This is a genomic window from Rhizobium metallidurans (assembly GCF_014196505.1).
Taxonomy (GTDB): Bacteria; Pseudomonadota; Alphaproteobacteria; order Rhizobiales; family Rhizobiaceae; genus Rhizobium; species Rhizobium metallidurans.
Map to the genome: position 1 here is coordinate 131842 of NZ_JACIDW010000005.1, position 21714 is coordinate 153555.

A 21714-nucleotide genomic window follows, 5' to 3' on the forward strand; every position below is an offset into this window, starting at 1 on the left:
CGCCGGCTTCTTCGTTTGTTTCTGGGGTCGCGGCCTGTCGCGGCCCGGGTCAGAACGGCATGGTTCTGGCGGGCAGGGCGGGCACGTCGAGGTGATCGGGCTCCAGCCCCTTCTTGGCGCGCGCGACAGTCATCTCGTAGGCCGTCTCGAGGTGGTGGCAGAAGCGTTCCGCGTCGAACAGCGGCTTGATCATCTTGTTCTCTTCGATCGTCTGCTTGAAGTCGGCGATCCGCGCGGGGTTCTCGTAGAGAGCGACGGCCATGTCCTCGTAGGCCTGCGCATCGTTGGCCACCAGTTGGGGCAACCCGATCGCGTTCAGCAGGCTCTCGGTCACGCGTGAGGCGAAATTGGTGCCCTTCAGCGTCAGAACCGGCAGGCCGCCCCACAGCTGCTCCGACGTCGTGGTGTGGCCGTTATAGGGCCAGGTATCGAGCGCGAGATCGGCCGCCTGCTGCCTGTCGATATGGCTGTGATAATCCGCGTGCCCGCAGAAGACGAGACGCTTGGCGGGGATCCCCCGGCTTTTGAAGTAGTCGCGGAGATTGGCTTCCGTCTGCTTCGACACCGCCATCATCCACAGCACGCTGTTCGGCGCCCGGCGAAGCACGTTGCACCAGACATCGACCGTTTCGGGCGTGATCTTGCGGCTGGCGTTGAACGAGGCAAATACGAACTTGTCGTCGGGCAGTCCGAATTCGCCACGTTCCACGAAGCCGGGCGTCGGCCGGTGGAAAGGATCGTTCGGCTGGTAACTGTCCGGCAGGCGGATGAACTTTTCGTGGTAATGCGGCTTCGAGGTGTCGGGGAGCACGAACTTGTCGCCGATGACGTAGTCGACATCGGTGTTCGTCGCGCTGCCCGGAAAGCCGAGCCAGGAAATCTGGATCGGCGCCGGGCCGTTGTTGAGAACGTGATAGCGCGTCTCGTATGTCGGTCCCTTGAGATCGACCAGAATATCGATCTGGTCGGCCCTCATGCGCTCAGCCATCGCCTCGTCGCTGAGGTTGCCCACCTCGACGACCCGGCCCCAGAGGCTCCGGTCGAAAGTATTGTGTTCCAGGTTTGAAGCGCGCGAGTGGCAGTAGAGCGTGATCTCGAAGCGGTCCCGGTCGTGCAGCTCCAGGACACGGCCCATCAGCTTCATGGTCGCGTGCTGCTCGAAGAGATCGTTGGAAAGGTAGCCGACGCGGATCTTGTCCGCCCACCGGTGGGGCCTCGTCCTGCGCGCGATCGTCTGCTCCGCCGTCACCGCCTTGTTCATGCTCGACGTCATGCGATTGAGCGCTTCGTCCCCGCACCATTGCAGATTGTAGAACTCGCTCTCGTGATGCAGGAACGAGGTCTCGCCGCTCGCGATCAACTCGTCGATGATCTGCTTGTGAAGCTTGATGCCGGTCAGATCGCAGACATGTCTGGCGAACATCAGATACAGGAAGCGCAGCGGCACCAGCTTGGGGTAGCGCTTGAACAGGTTGCGGATCAGCAAGGCCTGGGCTTCATCGTTGGGATCGTTCTTGAGCAGCCTGATTGCAAGCAAGGTGTGTTCGGTGTTGCTGCTTTCCGCGAGAACCTTGACGAAAGGACTGAGCAGCTCGTCCTGACCGCGCTTTTTGTAGATCGAGGCAAGCGCGAAGGCGAGTTCGGCGTCGAGGCTCTGGTTGAGCATATAGCGCAGGCCGAGCCTGATCGCCTCGTCATGGTTGCCGACTTCGAAGTACAGAAGCGCCGCCTTGCGGGAGAATTCCGCCCCGCTCTGGCCCGCCTTTTCGCCGGCCACCGCGAAGGCCATCGCCGCATCGGCCTTCATTCCCAGCTGCGACAGCGTGCGGGCCAGCAAGGCGTAGGTCTTCGCGTCCTGCTGTGTCTCGAGCAACGCATTCAGTGTCTCGAGCGACTTGGTATAGCGCCCGCTCTGGTAGTCTTTTGATGCTGCGGCAAACGAAACCACACGATTCACGATCAAACCTCGTTCAGTTCTTTACGCGGCGCACAGGGTTCCGTGGGCCGGTTCGGCGCGGACCCAATGAGGCCATTGTGACGCAGAATGGCACGCGAACCTTGCCTCAGGCAGGAAGAGACGATCGCCGCGACCGAGCCGGCAGATGGCGTTAAACTTTTTGTGATCCGATTTAACTAGTAGTTAACCATTTGGATTCGTTTGGAAAATGCCGAGGCGACATTAATTAGTCCGCAAGGTTTTGCTGCGAAAGTCATCCTCGACATGACGGGTTTGGTCCCAATGCAGAATGACCAAGTGGCATGAAGCCGAACCGTCATTGCCGGTACATAAGTCCGGTAATGTCCTCCATTGGTATCGAATTTCGGGGACGTATCCATGACAAGCATCAACACCAACAACTCCGCAATGGCAGCGCTTCAGACGCTGCGTAGCGTGAACAACAACCTTTCCGACACGCAGGCTGCTGTGTCGTCTGGTCTGCGCGTTGGCAAGGCTGCCGACAACGCCGCTTACTGGTCGATCGCAACGACCATGAAGTCCGACAACAGCGCACTTTCGGCTGTTTCCGACGCGCTCGGCATGGGTGCCGCCAAGGTCGACACGGCCTACACCGCCGTTCAGAGCTCGATCGACGTCGTATCCGAGATCAAGGCCAAGCTCGTTGCCGCCACCGAAGACGGCGTTGACAAGGGCAAGATCAACGACGAAATCAAGCAGCTGCAGCAGCAGCTGACGAGCATTGCGTCCTCGGCTTCGTTCAACGGCGAAAACTGGGTTTCCACCACTGGCGCGGCAGGCAAGACCATGTCGGTTGTTTCCTCCTTCATCCGCACCGCTGGCGGCGTCAGCGTCTCGACGGCTGGCTACACCTCGACCGCTGACGACTACCTGTTCGCCAACGCCACGGGTATCCTGGACCGCGACGGCACGGGCACCATCACTGCCTCGCTCTCTACCTTCTCGATCACCGCTGGCGACACCAAGGGTGCCATCGACGGCCTGATCTCCGACGCTGAAACCGCGCTGAAGAGCATGACCTCGCTCGGCTCCAAGCTCGGCTCGCTGCAGAAGGGCATCGACCTCCAGAGCGACTTCGTCTCCAAGCTCAGCGACTCGATCAACTCCGGCGTTGGCCGTCTCGTCGACGCCAACATGGAAGAAGAGTCCAGCAAGCTTTCGGCTCTGCAGACGCAGCAGCAGCTGGCCATCCAGTCGCTGTCGATCGCGAACTCCTCCTCGCAGAACATCCTGTCGCTCTTCCGCTAAGAGCGCGAAGCGAAAATCGGAAATCGGTGCGGCCGGGCAATGCCCGGCCGCATTTTTTCGTGCCTGCGCCTGGCTCGCCTTAAGTGCCGGGTATTTCTTAAATTTCCTCTCGCTGGCTTTAGTATTTCTTAACCATGTTGCGGTCATATGGGTTCATCGAAACGGTGAGTTGATCAGCACACGCACGGTCAACAGGCATGACGCTGACCGCCGTTTCCGGTAAGAATCCGGAATGTCCCTTCGTATGAAAAATTGCCGAAAAGGGGCTTTTTAAATGACCAGCATTCTGACGAACAATTCCGCAATGGCAGCGCTGCAGACGCTGCGCAGCGTGAACAACAACCTCTCGGACACCCAGAGCGCTGTGTCGTCTGGTTTGCGCGTTGGCAAGGCTGCCGACAACGCCGCTTACTGGTCGATCGCAACGACCATGAAGTCCGACAACAGCGCACTTTCGGCTGTTTCCGACGCACTCGGCATGGGTGCCGCCAAGGTCGACACGGCCTACACCGCCGTTCAGAGCTCGATCGACGTCGTATCCGAGATCAAGGCCAAGCTCGTTGCCGCCACCGAAGACGGCGTTGACAAGGCTAAGATCAACGACGAAATCAAGCAGCTGCAGCAGCAGCTGAAGAGCATCTCCGCCTCTGCGTCGTTCAACGGCGAAAACTGGGTTTCCAACGCCGAAGCCAAGACGATGTCGGTCGTTTCGTCCTTCATCCGCACCGCCGGTGGCGTCAGCGTCAGCACTTCGGGCTACTCCGCCCAGGCCGACGATCTTCTCTTCAGCGACACGGCGTCGGGCATCCTGGACCGCACCGGTACGGCATCCAACGCAGCGATTGCCGAATTCTCGATCGCCACGACCGACACCAAGGGCACGATCGATCAGCTGATCACCGACACTGAAAGCGCTCTGAAGAGCATGACCTCGCTCGGCTCCAAGCTTGGCTCGCTGCAGAAGGGTATCGACCTGCAGACGGACTTCGTCTCCAAGCTCAGCGACTCGATCAATTCCGGCGTTGGCCGTCTCGTCGACGCCAACATGGAAGAGGAATCCAGCAAGCTTTCGGCTCTGCAGACCCAGCAGCAGCTCGCTGTTCAGTCGCTGTCGATCGCGAACTCCTCCTCGCAGAACATCCTCTCGCTGTTCCGCTAAGATCGCCGGCGCCGCCAGGCGCCAGCACGGGAATACCCCGCCGCTTCGGCGGATGGTTTTCGAAGGCCGCGCTCCCCGAGCGCGGCTTTTTTGTTGGCGTTAACTTTTTGTTAACCAAACTCATGTCTTGTGGCGATCATTAAACGGTATGTTAACCAAGCTTAAGAAGCGGTTAGCAGGCATGAGGCTGATGAACCGTTCCCGCGGTAGATCGGGATGTCCCTTTTTTAGAATTTGCCGACAAGGGGCGCTCTTTTCATGACAAGCATTTTGACCAACGTCGCGGCGATGGCCGCGCTTCAGACACTGCGCGGCATCAACACCAATCTCGAGACGACGCAGGGCAATGTGTCCTCGGGATATCGCGTCGCCGAAGCCAAGGACAATGCCGCCTACTGGTCGATCGCGACCACGATGCGCTCGGACAACAAGGCTCTTTCGGCTGTCTCCGACGCGCTCGGCTTGGGTGCCGCCAAGGTCGATACCGCATATGCCGCCATGGACAACGCCATCAACATCGTCAGCGAGATCAAGGCCAAGGTGGTCGCGGCCACCGAAAACGGCGTCGACAAGACGAAGATCCAGAACGAAATCCAGCAGCTTCAGCAGCAGCTCCTCAGCGTCGCGCAGTCGGCGTCGTTCTCAGGCGAGAACTGGGTTGCCGGCAACGGCACGAAGAGCGTCGTCTCCTCCTTCGTTCGCGGCGCGAACGGCGAGGTTTCGGTCCAGACCACCGACTACAATCTCGACGACAATCCCGACGGCAACGTTCTCTTCGGCATGCAGGTAAGCGGTGAACTGGACACCACCACCGGCATCATCGGCACCGAGTACGGCACCTACGGCTCCATCTACAACATGGATATCTCGCAGCTGAGCGTCACGGACCTGAACACCACGCTCAGCAACGTCGAAGCCGGGTTGAGCGCGCTGACCAAGGCAGCATCGCAACTTGGTTCGATCTCGACCCGCATCGATCTGCAGGACACATTCGTGTCCAACCTCAGCGACTCGATCGATTCGGGCGTGGGCCGTCTGGTCGATGCGAACATGGAAGAGGAATCGAGCAAGCTGACCGCGCTGCAGACCCAGCAGCAGCTGGCCATCCAGTCGCTGTCGATCGCCAACTCGAGCGCCCAGAACGTGCTCACGCTGTTCCAGAACTAAGCGGTCCGCAGGCGTGGAAAACGCCGCGAAATACACTGCCAAAGCATTGAAAGCCGTCTCGAAAGACGCGGCTTTCTCTTTGTTTTTGAAAAGAGAATCAAGGTTGCGCGAGGCTTGCCGGACCGTTTGTCGGCTACTTGCGCTGGCTGTATCCCTTGGTTACCTTCTCTTAAGAATTGATTTGTTGAGCGACGAGCCGATCGGGAAAATCCGGTTGGCGGCATGAAGCCAAGCCTGTCGCTGCCGGCGATCCGGTCTATCCTTTCCTCTACCATAGAGCTCCAAAAATGACCTATCGAATCACCAGCTCCGCACAGGTAAACGCTCTCGCCGCATTGCGGATCATCAACAACGAAGCAGCGACGACCCAGCAGCAGGTATCATCGGGCAAACGCGTGGAGACGGCGGCGGACGACGCGACCTACTGGTCCTTCGCCAGCGTTCTGCGCTCCGACGGTAGCTCCATGGCCAACATCAACGACGCGCTCGGCGTCGGCGCCTCGAAGGTCGATACCGCCTACACGGCGATGGATGGCCTCATCGATCAGTTGAGCAGCATCCGCGCAACGCTTGTCAGCGCCAAGGAAGTCGGCGTCGACAAGGAAAAGCTCAACACCACGCTGGATCAGCTCAAGCAGCAGATGCAGACGACGGTTCAGGCGACGAGCATCGCCGGCGAGAACTGGCTGTTCAACCAGGATCCCACGCTGACCACGTCACGTTCGGTCATCGGCGGCTTCACCCGGGCGCCCACGGGCGAATACCAGCCGCAGAACATCAGCTTCCCGGCCGACCAGACGGTCATGATCGATACCAACAAAGCCGATCGCGGCCTGCTGACCAAGACCGTCGATGCCAGCACCTTGAACCCGACCGGTTCGACCGCGCCGCGCAATTACTATCTGATCAATGCGGGATCGATCACCGGCGCCGAAGGGGACGAAATCAAGCTCGACAGCAACACCACGTCGGAGCAGGTCGATGACATGATGGCCGTGGTCGATAACCTCCTGTCGACGCTGACCACGACCGCCGCCGGTCTCGGCATCATGAGCGCCCGCATCAATGACCGCATCGATTACACCGCCGACATGGCGGACGTGATCAAGAAGAATGTCGGCGCGCTTGTCGATACGGACATGGACGAGGCGTCCGTGCGCCAGAAGGCATTGGAGACGCAGCAGAAGATGGGCGTGCAGGCGGTCTCCATCCTCAATACCGCCGCCAGCAAGGTCCTTCTCCTGTTGCAGTGATCGTAAGATCGCCGTCGGTGGCGGCCATTCATCTTCGCACAAGTTTGGCCTCCTACGGTCGGAAACAACAGGCGTGGTGAGAAACCGCGCCAAGGATTTGTTTGGTGCAATGTGAGGCGCGGCATGTCGCAGGCTTCTGCTGATAAGAGGTGGGTTGAGTGAGCGCGCTGCTGTCTCGTCTGAAAGACTTCGGCGAACCCGCCGTCATCGCACCTGCCGTAGCTGAAACTTCGTTTTCCGATGATTTCGGCGGCTTCGACGACATTGTCTCCGAGCCTGTCGTCGATATCGAGGCCGAGCGCCGCGACGCCAACGCGATCGGCGAAGCAAAGGCGACCGCCGAGCTTACCGAGAAGTTCGAGGCCGAGGCGCAGACGGTCGCGCTTGTTCACCAACGCGAGATCGAAGAGCTTCGCAACAGATACGAGACCGAGATCGCCGAGCTTGTCGCCTCAAGGATAGACGTGATCTCCAGGACGGTCGCGGATCTCGTAAGCGCTACGGTCGCGCGAACGCTGGCTCCCGTCTTGACCGAGGCGCTGGCCGAAAAGGCAGCCGTCGAGCTGGCGGCCCAGCTGCGCGATGCCGTTCTGGAGGGAGAGACCGGAACGATCACGGTCAAGGGTCCCGAAACGCTTTTCAATATCTTGAAGAACGAACTCGGCGAAAAGGCAGCAGTTCTGCGCCATCACGAGAGCGACGATATCGATTTGATCGCCGAGTTTGATGACTCGGTACTCGTAACCCGCATGTCTGCCTGGGCGGCGAGCGTCAAGAAAGTTCTGGAATGAGCGACAGCGAAAATCACCACCACGGCAAGAACGAGATCATCATCGTCAAGCGACATGGTGGTGGCGATCACGACGGCGCCCATGGTGGCGCCTGGAAAATCGCCTATGCCGACTTCATGACCGCGTTGATGGCGTTCTTTCTCGTCATGTGGCTGGTCAATGCCGCCAACGAGGAGACCAAGGCCTCCGTCGCCACCTATTTCAACCCGATCAAGCTGTCGGACGAGAAACCCACGGAAAAAGGCTTGAAGAAGCCGGTCGAGCAGGCTGACGGGCAGGAGAAGGCCGACAAGTCGAAGGAAAAGCAGGACCAGCCGAACCAGGGCGCTGCGGCGGCCAGCGGCGAGGATCAGACCTCGACATCGGGCGACCAGCAGAACTATTCCGAAGCGGATTTCTTCGAGAACCCCTATTCGGTTCTGGCCGAAATCGCCCAGGAGGTTGGCCAGCAGGCCAATGTCAGCGCCAAGGGCGAGGGCGGTGCGGCCGATTCCGGCCCCGCAACCGGCGCCGATGGCGGCGAGGCCTACCGCGATCCCTTCGATCCCGACTTCTGGACGAAGCAGATAGAAGTGACGCGCGCGGACAAGACCCAGCCCGACGATCCGGCCAAGCAGGCGATCGAACTCGCCAAGGCGGAAGACGCCAAGGCGCAGCAGGTCGACACCCAGCCCGTCGTCGCGCAGCCCCCCGAGGCGACCGCCAAGGCCAGCGACAAGACCAGTGACAAGACCGCCGACAAGGATGGCGTAGCGCCGCTGACGCAGACGCCGGCGGAAAAGGCAGTCGAGCAGGAACAGCAAGCCAAGGAACTCCAGCAGGAGATCGCCAAGCAGATCGGCGGTGTCGCGGGCAAGCTCGCGGAAGGGCTGACGGTGACGCCGGCGGAGGGTGGCCTGCTGGTCAGCATCTCCGACCAGAGCGACGATTCGATGTTCAACGTCGGTTCCGCCGTGCCGCGCAAGGAGATGGTCCTTGCGATGCAGAAGATCGGCGAGGTGCTCAAGGCGAAGAACGGCGTCGTGGCGATCCGTGGCCACACCGACGGTCGTCAGTACAAGGGCGAAAACGGGAACTGGCGCCTTTCGATGGATCGCGCCCAGGCCGCCTATTACATGATGGTGCGCGGCGGCCTCGACGAGAAGCGCGTCTCCCAGGTTTCAGGCTTCGCCGATCGCAGGCTCAAGGACACCGCCGATCCGTACAACGCCTCCAACCGGCGTATCGAAATTCTCCTCCAGGCCGATGAGGGGTAATCGATGAAGCGCCGGCAGCACAGGCATCTCCTGCCTCTCGCATTCAGCATCGCGCTGGCGGCGACCGGTGTCGCGCGCGCGGAAGACGCAGCGCCGCCCGCGGCACCCGCGCCGGCCGGAACTGCCGAGACACAGGCGGGCGGTGCCGAGGCACCCGAATCCAGGCAGGCACAACCACCGGCCGCCGCAACGGCCGCCGCCGAGGCGTTGCCTGTCGCGCCGGCGGACGATGGTGGCGACACGGCACCCTACAAGATGCTGCGCTCGCTGCAGTTCATTCAGGATTCCGTCGTGCTCGGCGACAGTTCCGCCAACGAGATGCAGCGCTTCATGCTCGGCACGATCGACAAGCGCCTGCGCGCTGTCGATCCCACCGTCTTCGATGACGACCGCAACGTCGACGCCGCCCTGATCTACGCCATGAGCGGCGGCAATCCGCAGACGCTGGAATATCTGGTGGCGCGCGACGTCAACGGCTACTTCGACAACCGCGTGACCGACATCCTGCGCAAATATCTGAGCGGCAAGGGTCTGCTCGTCGCCAAGACCTTGGTGGAGATGGCGCAGGAGTACAAGGACAAGAAGATCGGTCCCTACCTCGCGCTGGTTGGCGGCAACGTCACGCTTGCCAAGAGCCCGGAAGAGGCTCTCAAGCTCTACGACCTCGCGCGGTTGAACGCGCCCGGCACGATCATCGAGGAGGCGGCGCTGCGCCGCTCCGTGGCGATCTCCGTCGACAAGGGGCTCGTGGATCAGGGGTTGAAGTATTCGCAGCGCTATGTCCGCCGCTTCCTTTACTCGCCCTATGCCAGCCAGTTCGCCGATCTCTTCGTGAAGCTGCTGGTCGATCAGGACCGCAACGTCAAGCCCGACGACGTCGTCGGCATCCTCTCCTTCATGGACGAGGCGCGCCAGCGGGAAATCTATCTGCGCATCGCGCGCGCCGCGGCGATTGCCGGAAAGGGCGAACTCGCCCGCATGGCGGCCGGCCGCGCGCAGTCCCTGTCGGGCAATGCGAACAATGCGTTCGGCGCGCTTGCCGACTTCTACGGTGGCATGGCGTCGATCCCGACGGACAAGATCGATACCGCGGCGCGCAATATTTCGAACATCGCCGACAAGGCGCTTTCGCCGCGTGACCAGATCTTGCGGGCTGCCGCGCGGTCGGTCGCGGAGCAGGTGCTTCGGCAACCAGACGCTGCAAGCCTGACGCAAGGCTCTGCTAATACACCAAATGGTCAAGAAGCTAGCTCTGAACAGGCCGCCGGGGGAGGATCGGCCGCGGAGGGGGCGGTTGCCGACGCCGTGCCGGCGATCGGGTCGCAATCAGCGGATCCACAAAACGCCGACCCCGCATTCAGCTCATTTGTGACCTCGAGCCGCTCTCAGTTGGATGAGATCGACGGCCTTTTGAACAAGGAAAGCAATTGATATGATGGATATCAGCGTTCCGGCCGGAGCCGCGGATGCCGCCGCGGGAGCAAAAGCCGGCCGGCCGGCCGGCAAGGGTGCGGACACCGAAGGCAGCGGCGGCTTCGCCGACGTTCTGAACAAGGCCAATGCCGGTTCTGATCGCAACCAGGGCGCCAAGGCCAACGGCAAGCAATCTTCGGAAACGGCCGATAGCGGCAACGGAGCCGTGACCTCGGCGCCGCCGCGCTCGAAACCGAAAGCCATGATCGATCTTGGCAATACAGCCGTACTGGCGCAGGCGGAAGCGGATGCGACGACGGCCAATGCCGGCAAGGACACCCAGAAGGCCGGCCGGATCGATATCAAATCGCTTGGCAAGCAGATCGACGACGCGGCGGCCGACGAAACCGTGGCCGACGTCGCCGACAAGATTGCGGTACCGACATCGAAGGACGAAAAGACCGGCAAGCCGGTCAAGACCGAGACGAAGCCCGCATCCATGGACGACAATGCCGTCTCGGATGTCTTGAGCATGCTCGAGAAGACGCCGGTGGATGGCGCGTCCGTCGCCGCGGCGGGATTGTTCGCACAGAAGACGACGGAAGCGGTGGCCGCCGATGCCAAGGACAAGTCTTCAGGCAAGGCGAAGTCCAAGGATGACGCGGTCGCCGATGTGGCTGGTGCCCTGAAGTCGGCTACGGATACCACGTCCGACGTCGATATGCCCGGTGCGACCTCCTCCAGCGATACGGTCGGTCAGACCTTCCGGCTGACGCGCGCGGATAGCCGTGGAACGTCCATGGACATGTATATTGGCGCCGAAAAGGATGCCGGCGAAGTCGGCGGCAAGGCAAATATCGAGACCGTCACGGTTGTCGATTCCCGGCGATATCTTGGCCTGGCGCAGAATACGAACTCCGCCGCCGTGACGGCGGCAATCGCCGGCGACCAGGAATGGGCGCATGCGATGCAGGCGACGTCCTCCCTGTCGAACGCCGCGACATTGAGCAGCACCGGCAAGGTCGTCAATACGCTCAAGATCCAGATGAACCCGATCGATCTCGGCCTCGTCACCGCCACGCTGCGGCTTCAGGGCGATGCATTGAGCGTGGATCTCAAGGTCGAGACGGCGGCCGCCTACCGGCAGCTCAAGGACGATAACACCAAGATTCTCGAGTCGCTGCGCAGTCAGGGCTACGCCATCGACGGCGTCAGCATCAGCATCGCGCCTGTCGTCAACACGGATACCAGCAGCCAGGCGAACACGCAGAACGGCGCCGGTCAGAACTTCGCCCAGGGGCAGGGCGGAGAGGCGCGTGAGCGTCAGAATCAAATGGGTCAACGCAGTGCCGGAGGTTTCAATGTCACAGGTGAGGGCGACGCTACGGGCGCTTCTTCTGGCTCCTCTGGCAGCAGCGGCACTGGCGACGTATACCTCTGACGCGCGAGCCTCCGATGGCGCCTGCGAGCGGGAGATCCAGTCGGCGGCACTGAAATACGGTGTACCCGAGGGTATCCTCTATTCGGTCGGTTTGACCGAAACCGGCCGCAAGGGCTCGCTCTACGCCTACGCCTTGAACATAGAGGGCAAGCCCTTCTATCCCCGCTCCCAGCGCGATGCCCTGACGCAGTTCGACACGGCTCTGAGGTCGGGCGCGAAGCTGATCGATGTGGGCTGCATGCAGATCAACCAGTTCTACCACGGCGAGAATTTCCGCTCGGTGGAGGACATGCTCGACCCGCGTTCAAATGTCGAGTACGCGGCGAAGTTCCTCAAGAACCTGCGCAACCGTCACGAAACGTGGACCATGGCGGTGGCGCGATACCACGCCGGCCCCAACAATGACCCCGCGCAGAAGCAATATGTCTGTCGTGTCATCGCCAACCTGGTGGCCACGGGCTATGGGAAATGGACTCCCAATGCGAGCAATTTCTGCCGCGGTTGACTCGCCCAAAGATAGCGAAAAAAGAACAAATCGGAAATGTGTCATAATGTGGCGGGAATCCGGCCCAATGTGGCAAAGCAAGTCACAATTTAGGACATGTTAACTTTTCCACGAAACTTTTGTGTGCATAATCGGCAGCACCTACTAAATGTAGAGCAAATCGGGGGGTAAATCTTAATCAACTATTAATTTCCGCCAGTGAGTTCCTACAGCTTGTCCCAGAATCGTGCGATTCGTACCCATAGGTCATCGATGTGCCACAAGTGATTCGGAGGCGGACGAATGATCGTAGTGGTTGATGAGCGTGAGCTCGTGAAGGATGGCTACACTTCCCTTTTTGGTCGAGAAGGCATTCCTTCGACCGGTTTTGATCCAAACGAGTTTGGAGAGTGGGTGCAGACGGCTGCCGATTCGGATATCGCGGCGGTCGAGGCGTTTCTGATTGGCCAGGGACAGCAGACGTTCGAGCTGCCGCGCGCCATTCGCGATCGGTCGATGGCACCCGTCATCGCGGTCAGCGATCAGCCGTCGCTCGAAAACACGCTTGCACTTTTTGATTGCGGCGTCGACGACGTCGTTCGCAAGCCGGTTCACCCCCGCGAAATTCTCGCACGCGCAGCGGCCATTCGCCGCCGCTTGAAGGCGATTTCCACGCACACGGATATCGGCGCGATCCGCGTCTTCTCCGATGGCCGCGATCCCGAGATCCACGGCGAAGTCTTCGCGCTGCCGCGCCGCGAGCGCCGCATTCTCGAATATCTGATCGCCAACCGCGGTCGTCGCGTCACCAAGACCCAGATCTTCAACGCCATCTACGGAATCTTCGACGAGGAAGTCGAAGAGAACGTCGTTGAAAGCCACATTTCCAAGCTGCGCAAGAAGCTGCGCAAGAAGCTCGGCGTGGATCCGGTCGATTCCAAGCGATTCCTCGGCTACTGCATTGATTGGGAATAGTTTTTTTAACGCCCATTACCGGCCGGCGGTCTAGCTTCGGATCTTTTTCGATCACGCCAAAGCCAGACAGCTTCACGCAAGGCCCGCCGGATACTCTCAAGCCTACTAAGGAAATCGAGGTTTTCAGATGAGCATTTTCGGCAGCATGAAGACGGCGGTGTCCGGCATGAACGCGCAGGCGAACCGCCTGAGCACCGTGGCCGACAACATCGCCAACGTAAACACGTCGGGCTACAAGTCGGTGTCGACCGCCTTCTCGTCGCTTGTTCTGCCTTCGAGCTCGGGCAACTACAATTCGGGCGGCGTACAGACGTCGGTTCGCCAGTCTGTCTCCGCGCAGGGCGATATCTCCTACACCACCTCGGGCTACGACCTCGCCATCTCCGGCGACGGCTTCTTCATCGTCGAGAGCCCCGATGGTGTTCCGGTTCTGACCCGCGCCGGCGACTTCACGAAGGATCCGGACGGTAACCTCGTCAATTCGGCCGGCTTCAAGCTGATGGGCTATTCCTACGATTCCGGCGCGCCGGCAGTCGTCGTCAACGGCTTCTCGGGCCTGGTTCCGGTCAACGTAGCCCAATCAGGGTTGACAGCGATCGCCTCCACGGCCGGCACCTTCTCGGGCAACCTCAATTCCGGCGCCGCGATCGCGACAGGCAACCTGCCGGCCGACAACGTGCTGCCCATGACCACCGACACCAAGCAGATTTCGATGGTCGGCTACGACAAGCTCGGTAACACCGTGCAATACGACTTCTACTTCACGAAGACGGACGTCACCACGCCGCCGCCAGCAACCGGCGCCGCGAGCACCTGGGACGTCACGGTATACCGCAATGGGGACGCCGCGAGCGGCGGCACCACGTCCTTCCCCTATTCGTCGGCCGCCGTCGGCAGCGGTACGATAGAGTTCGACGCGCAAGGCAAGCTTCTTACCGGCGGCTCGCTTCTCATCGACGATCCGGTTACCACAGGCCAGATCCAGATGGATCTCTCCGGCTTCACGCAGCTTGCCTCCGACTTCGCCGGCAAGGGCACGCCGAACGGCCAGGCCGCTAGCCCTGTCGACAGCGTGTCGATCGGCAAGGATGGCACCGTTTCCGCCAAGTATGCGGATGGAACGTCCAAGCCGCTGTACCGGATTCCGCTGGCAACGGTCGCAAGCCCGGACAACATGACGCTCATGAGCGGCAACGTCTACAGCGCCAATGGCAGCTCGGGCGTTACGGTCACCGGCTTCCCGCAGACCAACGGCTTCGGCTCCATCCAGGCCGGTGCGATCGAAAGCTCGAACGTCGACCTCGCCGGCGAACTGACCAAGATGATCGAATCGCAGCGCAGCTACACTGCCAATTCCAAGGTGTTCCAGACAGGGTCCGACATCATGGACGTCCTCGTCAACCTCAAGAGATAAGTAGGGTAACGGGTAAGCCATGTCGCTCACGTCCGCACTTAATACCGCGCAGAGCATATTCAACAACACCGGCACGCAGAGCAGTGTCGCGTCGAACAATATCTCGAATTCCAGCAACAGCGATTACGTGCGCCGTCAGGCGATGGTCACGACGTCGCTGAATGGAGCGCAGGTTGTAAAGATCAGCAGGGCTCAGGAAGACGCCCTGATGCGGCAGTGGCTGTCGGCTAGCGCGGGAGACAGTGCCCAGCAGACTTTGCTGAACGGCCTGTCCGACCTGAAGTCGGTGCTCGGCGGCAATGATTACGAGACGTCGCCGGCCACCTATCTTTCGACCTTCGAGCAGAAGCTCCAGGCATTCCGCACCTCGCCGAGCAGCGCGATCGCGGCGCAAAGCGCGGTCACGGCGGCGCAGGACGTCGCCAATTCGCTGAACAGCGCCACCAAGTCGGTCCAGCTCATCCGCCAGAACGCGGACAAGGAGATCGCCACCCAGGTCGATACGCTGAATACGTTGCTGGCGCAGTTCAAGACGGCGAACGACGCCGTCAAGGGCGCCACCGCCACCGGCGGCAACACGGCCGACGCGCTCGATGAGCGCGACAAGCTGCTGAAGCAGATTTCCTCCATCGTCGGCGTCAAGACCGCCGATCGCGCCAATGGCGACATGGCGCTCTATACCAATGACGGAACGGTCGTCTTCGACACCATTCCGCGTGCGGTCACTTTCGTCTCGCAGGATACCTACACGACGGGAACCAAGGGTAACGGCGTCTACATCGACGGCGTGGCGCTGACCAGCGGGCAGGGGTCCACGACGACAGCCAAGGGCAGCCTTCAGGCCTTGCTGCAGATCCGCGACGAGGTCGCGCCCACTTTCCAGGCGCAACTCGACGAGATCGCCAAGTCCCTGGTGACGACGTTCTCGGAAACCGATGGCACGACGACGCAGCCGGGTCTGTTCGTCTGGAAGACGTCGACCGGGCTTGACGGCGACACGCCGACGACCCCTGATGTCATCAACGGCATCGCCGGTACGATTACGGTAAACACAGCGGTAATCACCAGCCAGGGTGGTGACCCGATGAAGCTGCGTGATGGCTCCATCACCGGGTTGACCAATCTCAACACGGACAACGCCAGCGGCTTCTCCGACAATCTCGACGCCTTGTATGCCGCGCTGGGCTCGGCGCAGACGTTCTCGTCGGACGCCGGCATCTCCTCGAATGTCAGCGTCATCAGCTACGCGCAGAACTCGGTCGGCTGGCTCGAACAGCTGCGAAGCGACGCAACGACGGCATCCGAAAATACAAGCGCTGCTCTGTCGCGCTCAACCGAAGCGTACTCAAATGAGACAGGCGTCAACCTTGACGAGGAACTGACACTGCTGCTTGATATTGAGCAGTCTTACAAGGCGGCCACGAAGATACTCAATGCCGTCAACGAGATGTACCAGTCGCTGCTGGACATAACGGGGTAAGCCATGAAAAGCTCTTTTATTTCTAGTTCGGCAATTCAAACCGCGATGCGACTGACCATTCGCCAGTCGCAGACCGAGCTCGTCAAATCCTCGCTCGAAGCAACGACCGGCGTCTACGCCGACATCGGCGCCTCGCTGGGCTCGGGAGCGGCGAAAAGCGTAAACTTCACCGCCGAAGTCACCCGCATCAAGGCGTTGCAGGGCAGCAACTCAGTCGTCTCGGGCCGCCTCGAAGCGTCCCAGCTTGGCTTGACCAGCATGAAGACGGCGGGCGATGCGCTCGTATCGAAGCTGACGGCGCTGCAGGGCAGCCAGGACAAGACCAGCATCACCGTCGCGATGCAGTCGGCCGGCGACGCGCTTTCCTCGCTGATGGACACCGGAAACTCGATGCTGAACGGAGAGTATCTGTTCTCCGGCATCAACACCGATGTTCAGCCGCTGACGGATCAGTCGACCACCGCGACCGCCGCGATCCAGGCGAATCTCGATGCCTGGGCAAGCAGCCTGGGCAAGACCAAGTCGGAACTGACCGGCGACGAGATGGACACGTTCATCTCCAACTTCGTCGAGCCGATGTTCTCGCAGGATACGCTGAACGCGACATCGACGCCGCTGCCGTTCCCGCCGATCGGCGTTGGAGCCCCCACGCCGCCGCTGGCCTATGTCACGCCGCCGGCATGGGCTGACTGGTCGAGCGCGTCCAACCAGAACATGACGAGCCGGATCAGCAACTCCGAAACCGTCACGTCGTCGACCAATTCCAATTCCGAAGGCATGCGCTACTTCGCGCTGGCTTCCATGACGGTATCGGCCCTTGCCGGCGTCGGCCTCAGCGGCGACGCGCTGGCGATGACGACATCGAAGGCGATCGGCTTCGCCGCGCAGGGAACGACCGGCATCGTCACCCAGGCGAGCCAGCTCGGTCTGTCGCAGGAGCGCGTTACGAAGGCGAACGACGCTCTCGATGCGCAGTCCAGCATCATTCAGAACAAGCTTGTCGACCTTCAGGGCGTCGACCAGTCGGAGGCGTCGACGCGCGTGAACACGCTGCAGACACAGCTCGAAACCGCATACACGATCGTTTCAAAAATTCAGCAGTTGAGCCTCGTGAACTACCTCTGATGATCAGAGGCAGAAGTACAAGTACAAAGAAGGATGCATGAATGTATCAGTTCTCTTATGCCGAGGTCATGCAAGACTCGGTGGCCGATGCGAAGGAGCGGGAGCGTCAAGTTCTCGACCGGTCCATCGAGCTTCTCGCGATTGCACGGGACAAAGAGAAGTATGGCCGGGAGGCCATCGATGCATTGTTTTACACCCGACGGGTTTGGGTGAGTTTTATCGAAGACCTCAAGCATCCGGATAATCAGCTCGAAGTTCAGTTGCGCGCCAATCTGATTTCGATCGCGATCTGGATACTGAAAGAGAGCGACCGGATCCGGAAACGGCAGTCGACCAACTTTCAGGGCATTATTGACATTACCACCATCATCAGGGATGGACTTAAATGAAAAGCACGCTTCGCATCTCGCTAAAAGCCGGGGAAAAGATCTTCATCAACGGCGCGGTTTTGCGCGTCGACCGCAAGGTCGCGCTGGAATTCCTGAATGATGTCACGTTCCTTCTCGAGAACCACGTCCTTCAGCCGGAAGACGCGACCACGCCTCTGCGCCAGCTCTACTTCATCGCGCAGATGATCCTGATCAACCCGGAGGGCAAGGATCAGTCGACGGCGATGTTCCGCAAGTCGGTGACGATGCTCCTCACCTGCTTCAAGAACGAGGAAGTCCTGGCCGAGCTTAAGCGCATCGACGGTCTCGTTTCGACCGGTCGCGCTTTCGACGCCCTGAAGGCCATCCGCGGTCTCTACGTTATCGAAGACAACATTCTGAACAACCAGGAAATGCACCCTGCGATGGTTGAGCAGATTCGCAAGGAGATCGCACCATGGCGGTAGGCGCAACAGGTTCCGCGACGTCCACGCAGAACACGACGACAACGACGTCCTCGGCTCAGAAGAAGGCGTCGCTCAACTACGACAACTTCCTGCAGCTCCTCATCGCCCAGCTGAAGAACCAGGATCCGACCAGCCCGGTCGATGCCAGCCAGCAGATGGCCCAGCTCGCGAGCTTCTCGCAGGTCGAGCAGACGATCCAGACGAACACCAAGCTGGATACGCTTCTGTCGAGCTCGAGCCTGACGCAGGCCAGCAGCTATATCGGCAAATACATGACCAGCGCCGATGGCACCGTCGCCGGCACCGTCGCATCGGTAAAAGTCTATTCCGACGGAATTATCGCGACGACCTCCGATGGAAAGAGTATCCTTGTTCAGGCGGGAATCACTCTCGCTGATCAGGCGCCGCCGCCGAAGACGACCGGCAGCTGATCGACAAGAAACTGAACGACGGTCCGGCCACCACGTGGACGGACCGAAAGGCGATATGAGGTTGCCTGGATGAATGAAGCTGACGCACTCGATCTGTTCCAGGCGGCGATCTGGACCGTTCTCGTTGCCTCCGGGCCGGCCGTGGCCGCGGCGATGATTATCGGTCTCGTCATCGCGCTGTTTCAAGCGCTCACCCAGATCCAGGAAGCAACGCTCACCTTCGTCCCGAAGATCGTCGCCGTTCTGGTGACGATTGGCCTCTCCGCTCCCTTCGTCGGTTCGCAGATTTCCATCTTCACCAATCTCGTCTTCTCGCGCATTCAATCCGGCTTCTGAGCCACCCTCGCGCAAGCTTCGCCATTTAACTGTCGATCCGAATTGGTGGGCATCATGCCCGCACCTCTCATGAAGAGATGGAATCGATATGGCGCAACCACCCGCACTACCCCTTCCGAAATCCGGTCCGAGCATACGCGACGTCGGCTTTGCCCTTGGCATCGTCCTCATCATCTGCGTGCTTTTCCTGCCGATCCCGCCGTTTCTCATCGACATGGGTCTGGCATTTTCGATCGCGCTGTCGGTTCTCATCCTGATGGTCGCGCTGTGGATCGAGAAGCCACTCGAATTCTCGTCCTTCCCGACCATCCTTCTGATCGCCACGATGACGCGCCTGTCGCTCAATATCGCGACGACGCGCGTCATTCTCTCGAACGGCAACAAGGGCGAGGAAGCGGCCGGCGGCGTTATCGCCGGCTTCGCGAGCCTTGTCATGTCGGGCGATTTCGTGATCGGTTTGATCGTCTTCCTGATCCTGATCACCATCAACTTCATCGTTATCACCAAGGGCGCGACCCGTATCGCGGAAGTCGGCGCCCGCTTCACCCTCGATGCCATCCCCGGCAAGCAGATGTCGATCGACGCCGACCTGTCGGCCGGCATCATCGACGAGCGCGAGGCGCAGCGCCGCCGCAAGGAGCTCGAAGAGGAGAGCTCCTTCTTCGGCGCCATGGACGGTGCATCCAAGTTCGTGCGCGGCGACGCCATCGCTGGTCTGATGATCACCGCCATCAACGTCTTCGGCGGCATCATCATCGGCTACTTCCGCCACGGCATGCCGATCGGCGAAGCGGCCGACGTTTACGTCAAGCTCTCTGTCGGCGACGGTCTGGTGTCGCAGATGCCGGCCCTGATCATCTCGCTCGCCGCAGGCCTTCTCGTCTCGCGCGGCGGCACCGTCGGTTCGACCGACAAGGCCGTCGTCGGTCAGCTGAGCGGTTATCCGCGCGCGCTCTCGGTCTCCGCCGTGCTGATGATCATCCTTGGCCTGATGCCCGGCCTGCCGTTCATTCCGTTCATGTTCCTCGGCGGCGTTCTCGCCTTCGGCGCCTGGTTCATCCCGCGCCAGGTCGACGCGGAAAACAAGGTTCTGCGCGAGGAAGAGGAAAAGAAGGTCGTCCAGAACAAGGAACTGGAGAAGGACTCGGTCAAGTCGGTATTGCGCACCTCGGAAATCGAGCTGGCGCTCGGCAAGATGGTCTCCTCGCGCCTTCTCGGTGCCCACCAGGAACTCGCCTTCCGCGTCGGCAAGATGCGCAAGAAGTTCGCGACGCAGTACGGCTTCGTCGTTCCCGAGATCAAGGTCACCGACGATATCGGCATCACCGAGAAGTCCTACCAGATCCGCATCCACGGCACGACGGTAGCCTCCAACGAGCTGCGTGTCGGCGAAGTGCTTGTCGTTACCGGCTCCGGCCGCAAGCCGCGCGTGCCCGGCGATGATATCCGCGAACCCGCTTTCGGCATGCCCGCCGTCTCGGTGCTCGAGGCATTCACCGAGGATCTCAAGCGCGAAGGCTTCCAGCCGATCGACAACGTCTCCGTCGTCCTGACCCACATGAGCGAGGTCATCCGCAACAATCTGCCGGCGCTGCTCTCCTACAAGGACCTCAAGGTTCTGATCGATCGTCTCGATCCCGAGTACAAGAAGCTTGCCGACGAGATCTGCTCCTCGCACATGTCCTATTCTGGTCTGCAGGCCGTGCTGAAGCTGCTTCTGGCCGAACGCGTCTCGATCCGCAACCTGCATCTCATCCTGGAAGCCGTGGCGGAACTTGCCCCGCACGTGCGCAAGACCGAGCAGATCGTCGAGCACGTCCGCGTGCGCATGTCGCAGCAGCTCTGCGGCGACCTTGCCGACAACGGCGTGCTTCGCGTGTTGCGCCTCGGCAGCAAGTGGGACCTCGCGTTCCACCAGGCCCTGAAGCGTGACAACAAGGGCGAAGTCGTCGAATTCGACATCGATCCGCGCATGCTCGAGGAATTCAGCGAGCAGGCGAGCAAAGTTATCCGTGAATTCATGGATCGCGGCCTGCCGTTCGCCCTTGTAACCTCGCCGGAAACACGGTCCTATGTGCGCATGATCATCGAGCGTCTGTTCACCACGCTCCCGGTTCTCTCGCATGTGGAACTGGCGAAGGGCATCGAGATAAAGATTCTAGGCTCTATTTCATGATAACTGACCCGCAAGGGACCGTGTTGGCACTCTTTCTGATCTTCTGCAGGATCGGGGGTTGCGTGCTGACGATGCCGGGCTTTTCGTCGGCGCGTGTCCCTGCGGTTCTCCGCGTTTTCATCTCCGCCGCGCTTTCGCTTTCGATCATGCCGGTGCTCTGGGACACGGTCTACCCTGCCGTTCGCACCTCGAACGCGACCTATATCGGCTTCATTTTCAGCGAATCGCTGATCGGCGTGATGTTCGGAATGCTGGCCCGGCTCTATACGCTGGGCCTCCAGTTCGCCGCCAGCACCGTCGCCATGATGATCGGCTACACGCAGCCGAGCGCGTCCGATATCTTTGAAGACGGCCAGGAGAGCGCGCTTTCCGGCTTCATCATCTTCGCCGGCATGATGATCCTGTTCATGTTGGATTTTCACCACCTCGTCTTCAGGGGGCTGATCGATTCCTACACCTCGATGCCGTTCGGCGGTGTCATGCAGATGCGCAGCACGCTGATTTCGTTCACCGATACGCTATCGACGACGTTCTCCATCATGCTGCGGCTTTCGAGCCCGTTCCTCATCTACGGATTGTTGTTCAACGTCGCCATCGGCTTCATCAACAAGCTGGCGCCGCAGATCCCGGTCTACTTCATCTCGACGCCTTATCTGCTCTTCGGTGGCCTCTTCCTCTTCTACTTCTCCGTCGCGGCGATGATCAGCCAGTTCGGCCAGTCCTTCACCAGCGTGTTCATGGGGCAGTAGGCC

General features: G+C 60.6%; 20 protein-coding genes. 19 read left to right on the plus strand and 1 reads right to left on the minus strand.

Annotation, left to right across the window (positions count from 1 at the left end; genetic code table 11):
* Window positions 1-49 precede the first annotated feature (49 nt).
* Window positions 50-1957 carry an O-linked N-acetylglucosamine transferase family protein gene (locus tag GGQ67_RS11260; protein WP_183900258.1) on the minus strand — a complete coding sequence of 636 codons (1908 nt, stop codon included), beginning with the start codon at window positions 1955-1957 and terminating at the stop codon, window positions 50-52.
* A gap of 378 nt (window positions 1958-2335) precedes the next feature.
* Here GGQ67_RS11260 and GGQ67_RS11265 point away from each other — a divergent pair, with 378 nt between their 5' ends.
* The 19 genes from GGQ67_RS11265 to fliR all read left to right on the plus strand — a co-directional run bounded on the left by GGQ67_RS11265 (window position 2336) and on the right by fliR (window position 21711).
* Entirely contained in the window at window positions 2336-3226 is an 891-nt protein-coding gene (locus tag GGQ67_RS11265; RefSeq protein ID WP_183900259.1) for a flagellin N-terminal helical domain-containing protein, read from the plus strand.
* Between the two features lie 274 nt (window positions 3227-3500).
* The gene (locus tag GGQ67_RS11270; protein WP_183900260.1) at window positions 3501-4385 is read left to right on the plus strand and encodes a flagellin N-terminal helical domain-containing protein; all 885 of its coding nucleotides are present in this window, start codon (window positions 3501-3503) and stop codon (window positions 4383-4385) included.
* Between the two features lie 258 nt (window positions 4386-4643).
* Window positions 4644-5552 carry a flagellin N-terminal helical domain-containing protein gene (locus tag GGQ67_RS11275; RefSeq protein WP_183900261.1) on the plus strand — a complete coding sequence of 303 codons (909 nt, stop codon included), beginning with the start codon at window positions 4644-4646 and terminating at the stop codon, window positions 5550-5552.
* Window positions 5553-5839: 287 nt separating this feature from the next.
* On the plus strand, window positions 5840-6805 hold the full coding sequence (locus GGQ67_RS11280) for a flagellin N-terminal helical domain-containing protein (RefSeq protein WP_183900262.1): 966 nt from the start codon (window positions 5840-5842) through the stop codon (window positions 6803-6805).
* A 158-nt stretch (window positions 6806-6963) separates the two neighbouring features.
* The gene (locus GGQ67_RS11285; protein WP_183900263.1) at window positions 6964-7596 is read left to right on the plus strand and encodes a hypothetical protein; all 633 of its coding nucleotides are present in this window, start codon (window positions 6964-6966) and stop codon (window positions 7594-7596) included.
* A complete protein-coding gene (locus GGQ67_RS11290) occupies window positions 7593-8852 on the plus strand; it encodes a MotB family protein (protein WP_183900264.1) in 1260 nt (419 codons plus the stop codon). Before GGQ67_RS11285 ends, GGQ67_RS11290 begins: the two co-directional genes overlap by 4 nt.
* 3 nt (window positions 8853-8855) lie before the next feature.
* The gene (gene motC, locus GGQ67_RS11295; RefSeq protein ID WP_246400165.1) at window positions 8856-10283 is read left to right on the plus strand and encodes a chemotaxis protein MotC; all 1428 of its coding nucleotides are present in this window, start codon (window positions 8856-8858) and stop codon (window positions 10281-10283) included.
* A gap of 1 nt (window position 10284) precedes the next feature.
* A complete protein-coding gene (gene fliK, locus GGQ67_RS11300; RefSeq protein ID WP_183900265.1) occupies window positions 10285-11706 on the plus strand; it encodes a flagellar hook-length control protein FliK in 1422 nt (473 codons plus the stop codon).
* Window positions 11627-12211 carry a transglycosylase SLT domain-containing protein gene (locus tag GGQ67_RS11305; RefSeq protein ID WP_183900266.1) on the plus strand — a complete coding sequence of 195 codons (585 nt, stop codon included), beginning with the start codon at window positions 11627-11629 and terminating at the stop codon, window positions 12209-12211. Before fliK ends, GGQ67_RS11305 begins: the two co-directional genes overlap by 80 nt.
* 282 nt (window positions 12212-12493) lie before the next feature.
* Window positions 12494-13165 carry a transcriptional activator Rem gene (gene rem, locus GGQ67_RS11310; protein WP_018898445.1) on the plus strand — a complete coding sequence of 224 codons (672 nt, stop codon included), beginning with the start codon at window positions 12494-12496 and terminating at the stop codon, window positions 13163-13165.
* Window positions 13166-13292: 127 nt separating this feature from the next.
* A complete protein-coding gene (locus tag GGQ67_RS11315; protein WP_183900267.1) occupies window positions 13293-14579 on the plus strand; it encodes a flagellar hook protein FlgE in 1287 nt (428 codons plus the stop codon).
* Between the two features lie 19 nt (window positions 14580-14598).
* Window positions 14599-16059, plus strand: a complete 1461-nt coding sequence (gene flgK / locus GGQ67_RS11320) for a flagellar hook-associated protein FlgK (RefSeq protein ID WP_183900268.1) — start codon at window positions 14599-14601, stop codon at window positions 16057-16059.
* Between the two features lie 3 nt (window positions 16060-16062).
* Window positions 16063-17184 (plus strand): flagellar hook-associated family protein, encoded by a 1122-nt coding sequence (locus tag GGQ67_RS11325; RefSeq protein ID WP_183900269.1) that lies wholly within the window; start codon window positions 16063-16065, stop codon window positions 17182-17184.
* Window positions 17185-17225: 41 nt separating this feature from the next.
* Window positions 17226-17573, plus strand: a complete 348-nt coding sequence (gene flaF / locus GGQ67_RS11330; protein WP_183900270.1) for a flagellar biosynthesis regulator FlaF — start codon at window positions 17226-17228, stop codon at window positions 17571-17573.
* A complete protein-coding gene (flbT, locus tag GGQ67_RS11335) occupies window positions 17570-18019 on the plus strand; it encodes a flagellar biosynthesis repressor FlbT (RefSeq protein WP_018898450.1) in 450 nt (149 codons plus the stop codon). Before flaF ends, flbT begins: the two co-directional genes overlap by 4 nt.
* A complete protein-coding gene (gene flgD / locus GGQ67_RS11340; RefSeq protein ID WP_183900271.1) occupies window positions 18010-18450 on the plus strand; it encodes a flagellar hook assembly protein FlgD in 441 nt (146 codons plus the stop codon). Before flbT ends, flgD begins: the two co-directional genes overlap by 10 nt.
* A gap of 69 nt (window positions 18451-18519) precedes the next feature.
* Window positions 18520-18786 carry a flagellar biosynthesis protein FliQ gene (gene fliQ / locus GGQ67_RS11345; RefSeq protein WP_183900272.1) on the plus strand — a complete coding sequence of 89 codons (267 nt, stop codon included), beginning with the start codon at window positions 18520-18522 and terminating at the stop codon, window positions 18784-18786.
* 88 nt (window positions 18787-18874) lie between these two features.
* Window positions 18875-20962, plus strand: a complete 2088-nt coding sequence (flhA, locus tag GGQ67_RS11350; protein ID WP_183900273.1) for a flagellar biosynthesis protein FlhA — start codon at window positions 18875-18877, stop codon at window positions 20960-20962.
* Complete coding sequence (fliR, locus tag GGQ67_RS11355) at window positions 20959-21711, plus strand: flagellar biosynthetic protein FliR (protein ID WP_183900274.1); 753 nt, start codon at window positions 20959-20961, stop codon at window positions 21709-21711. The genes flhA and fliR overlap by 4 nt, the downstream gene beginning before the upstream one ends.
* Window positions 21712-21714: the final 3 nt, after the last annotated feature.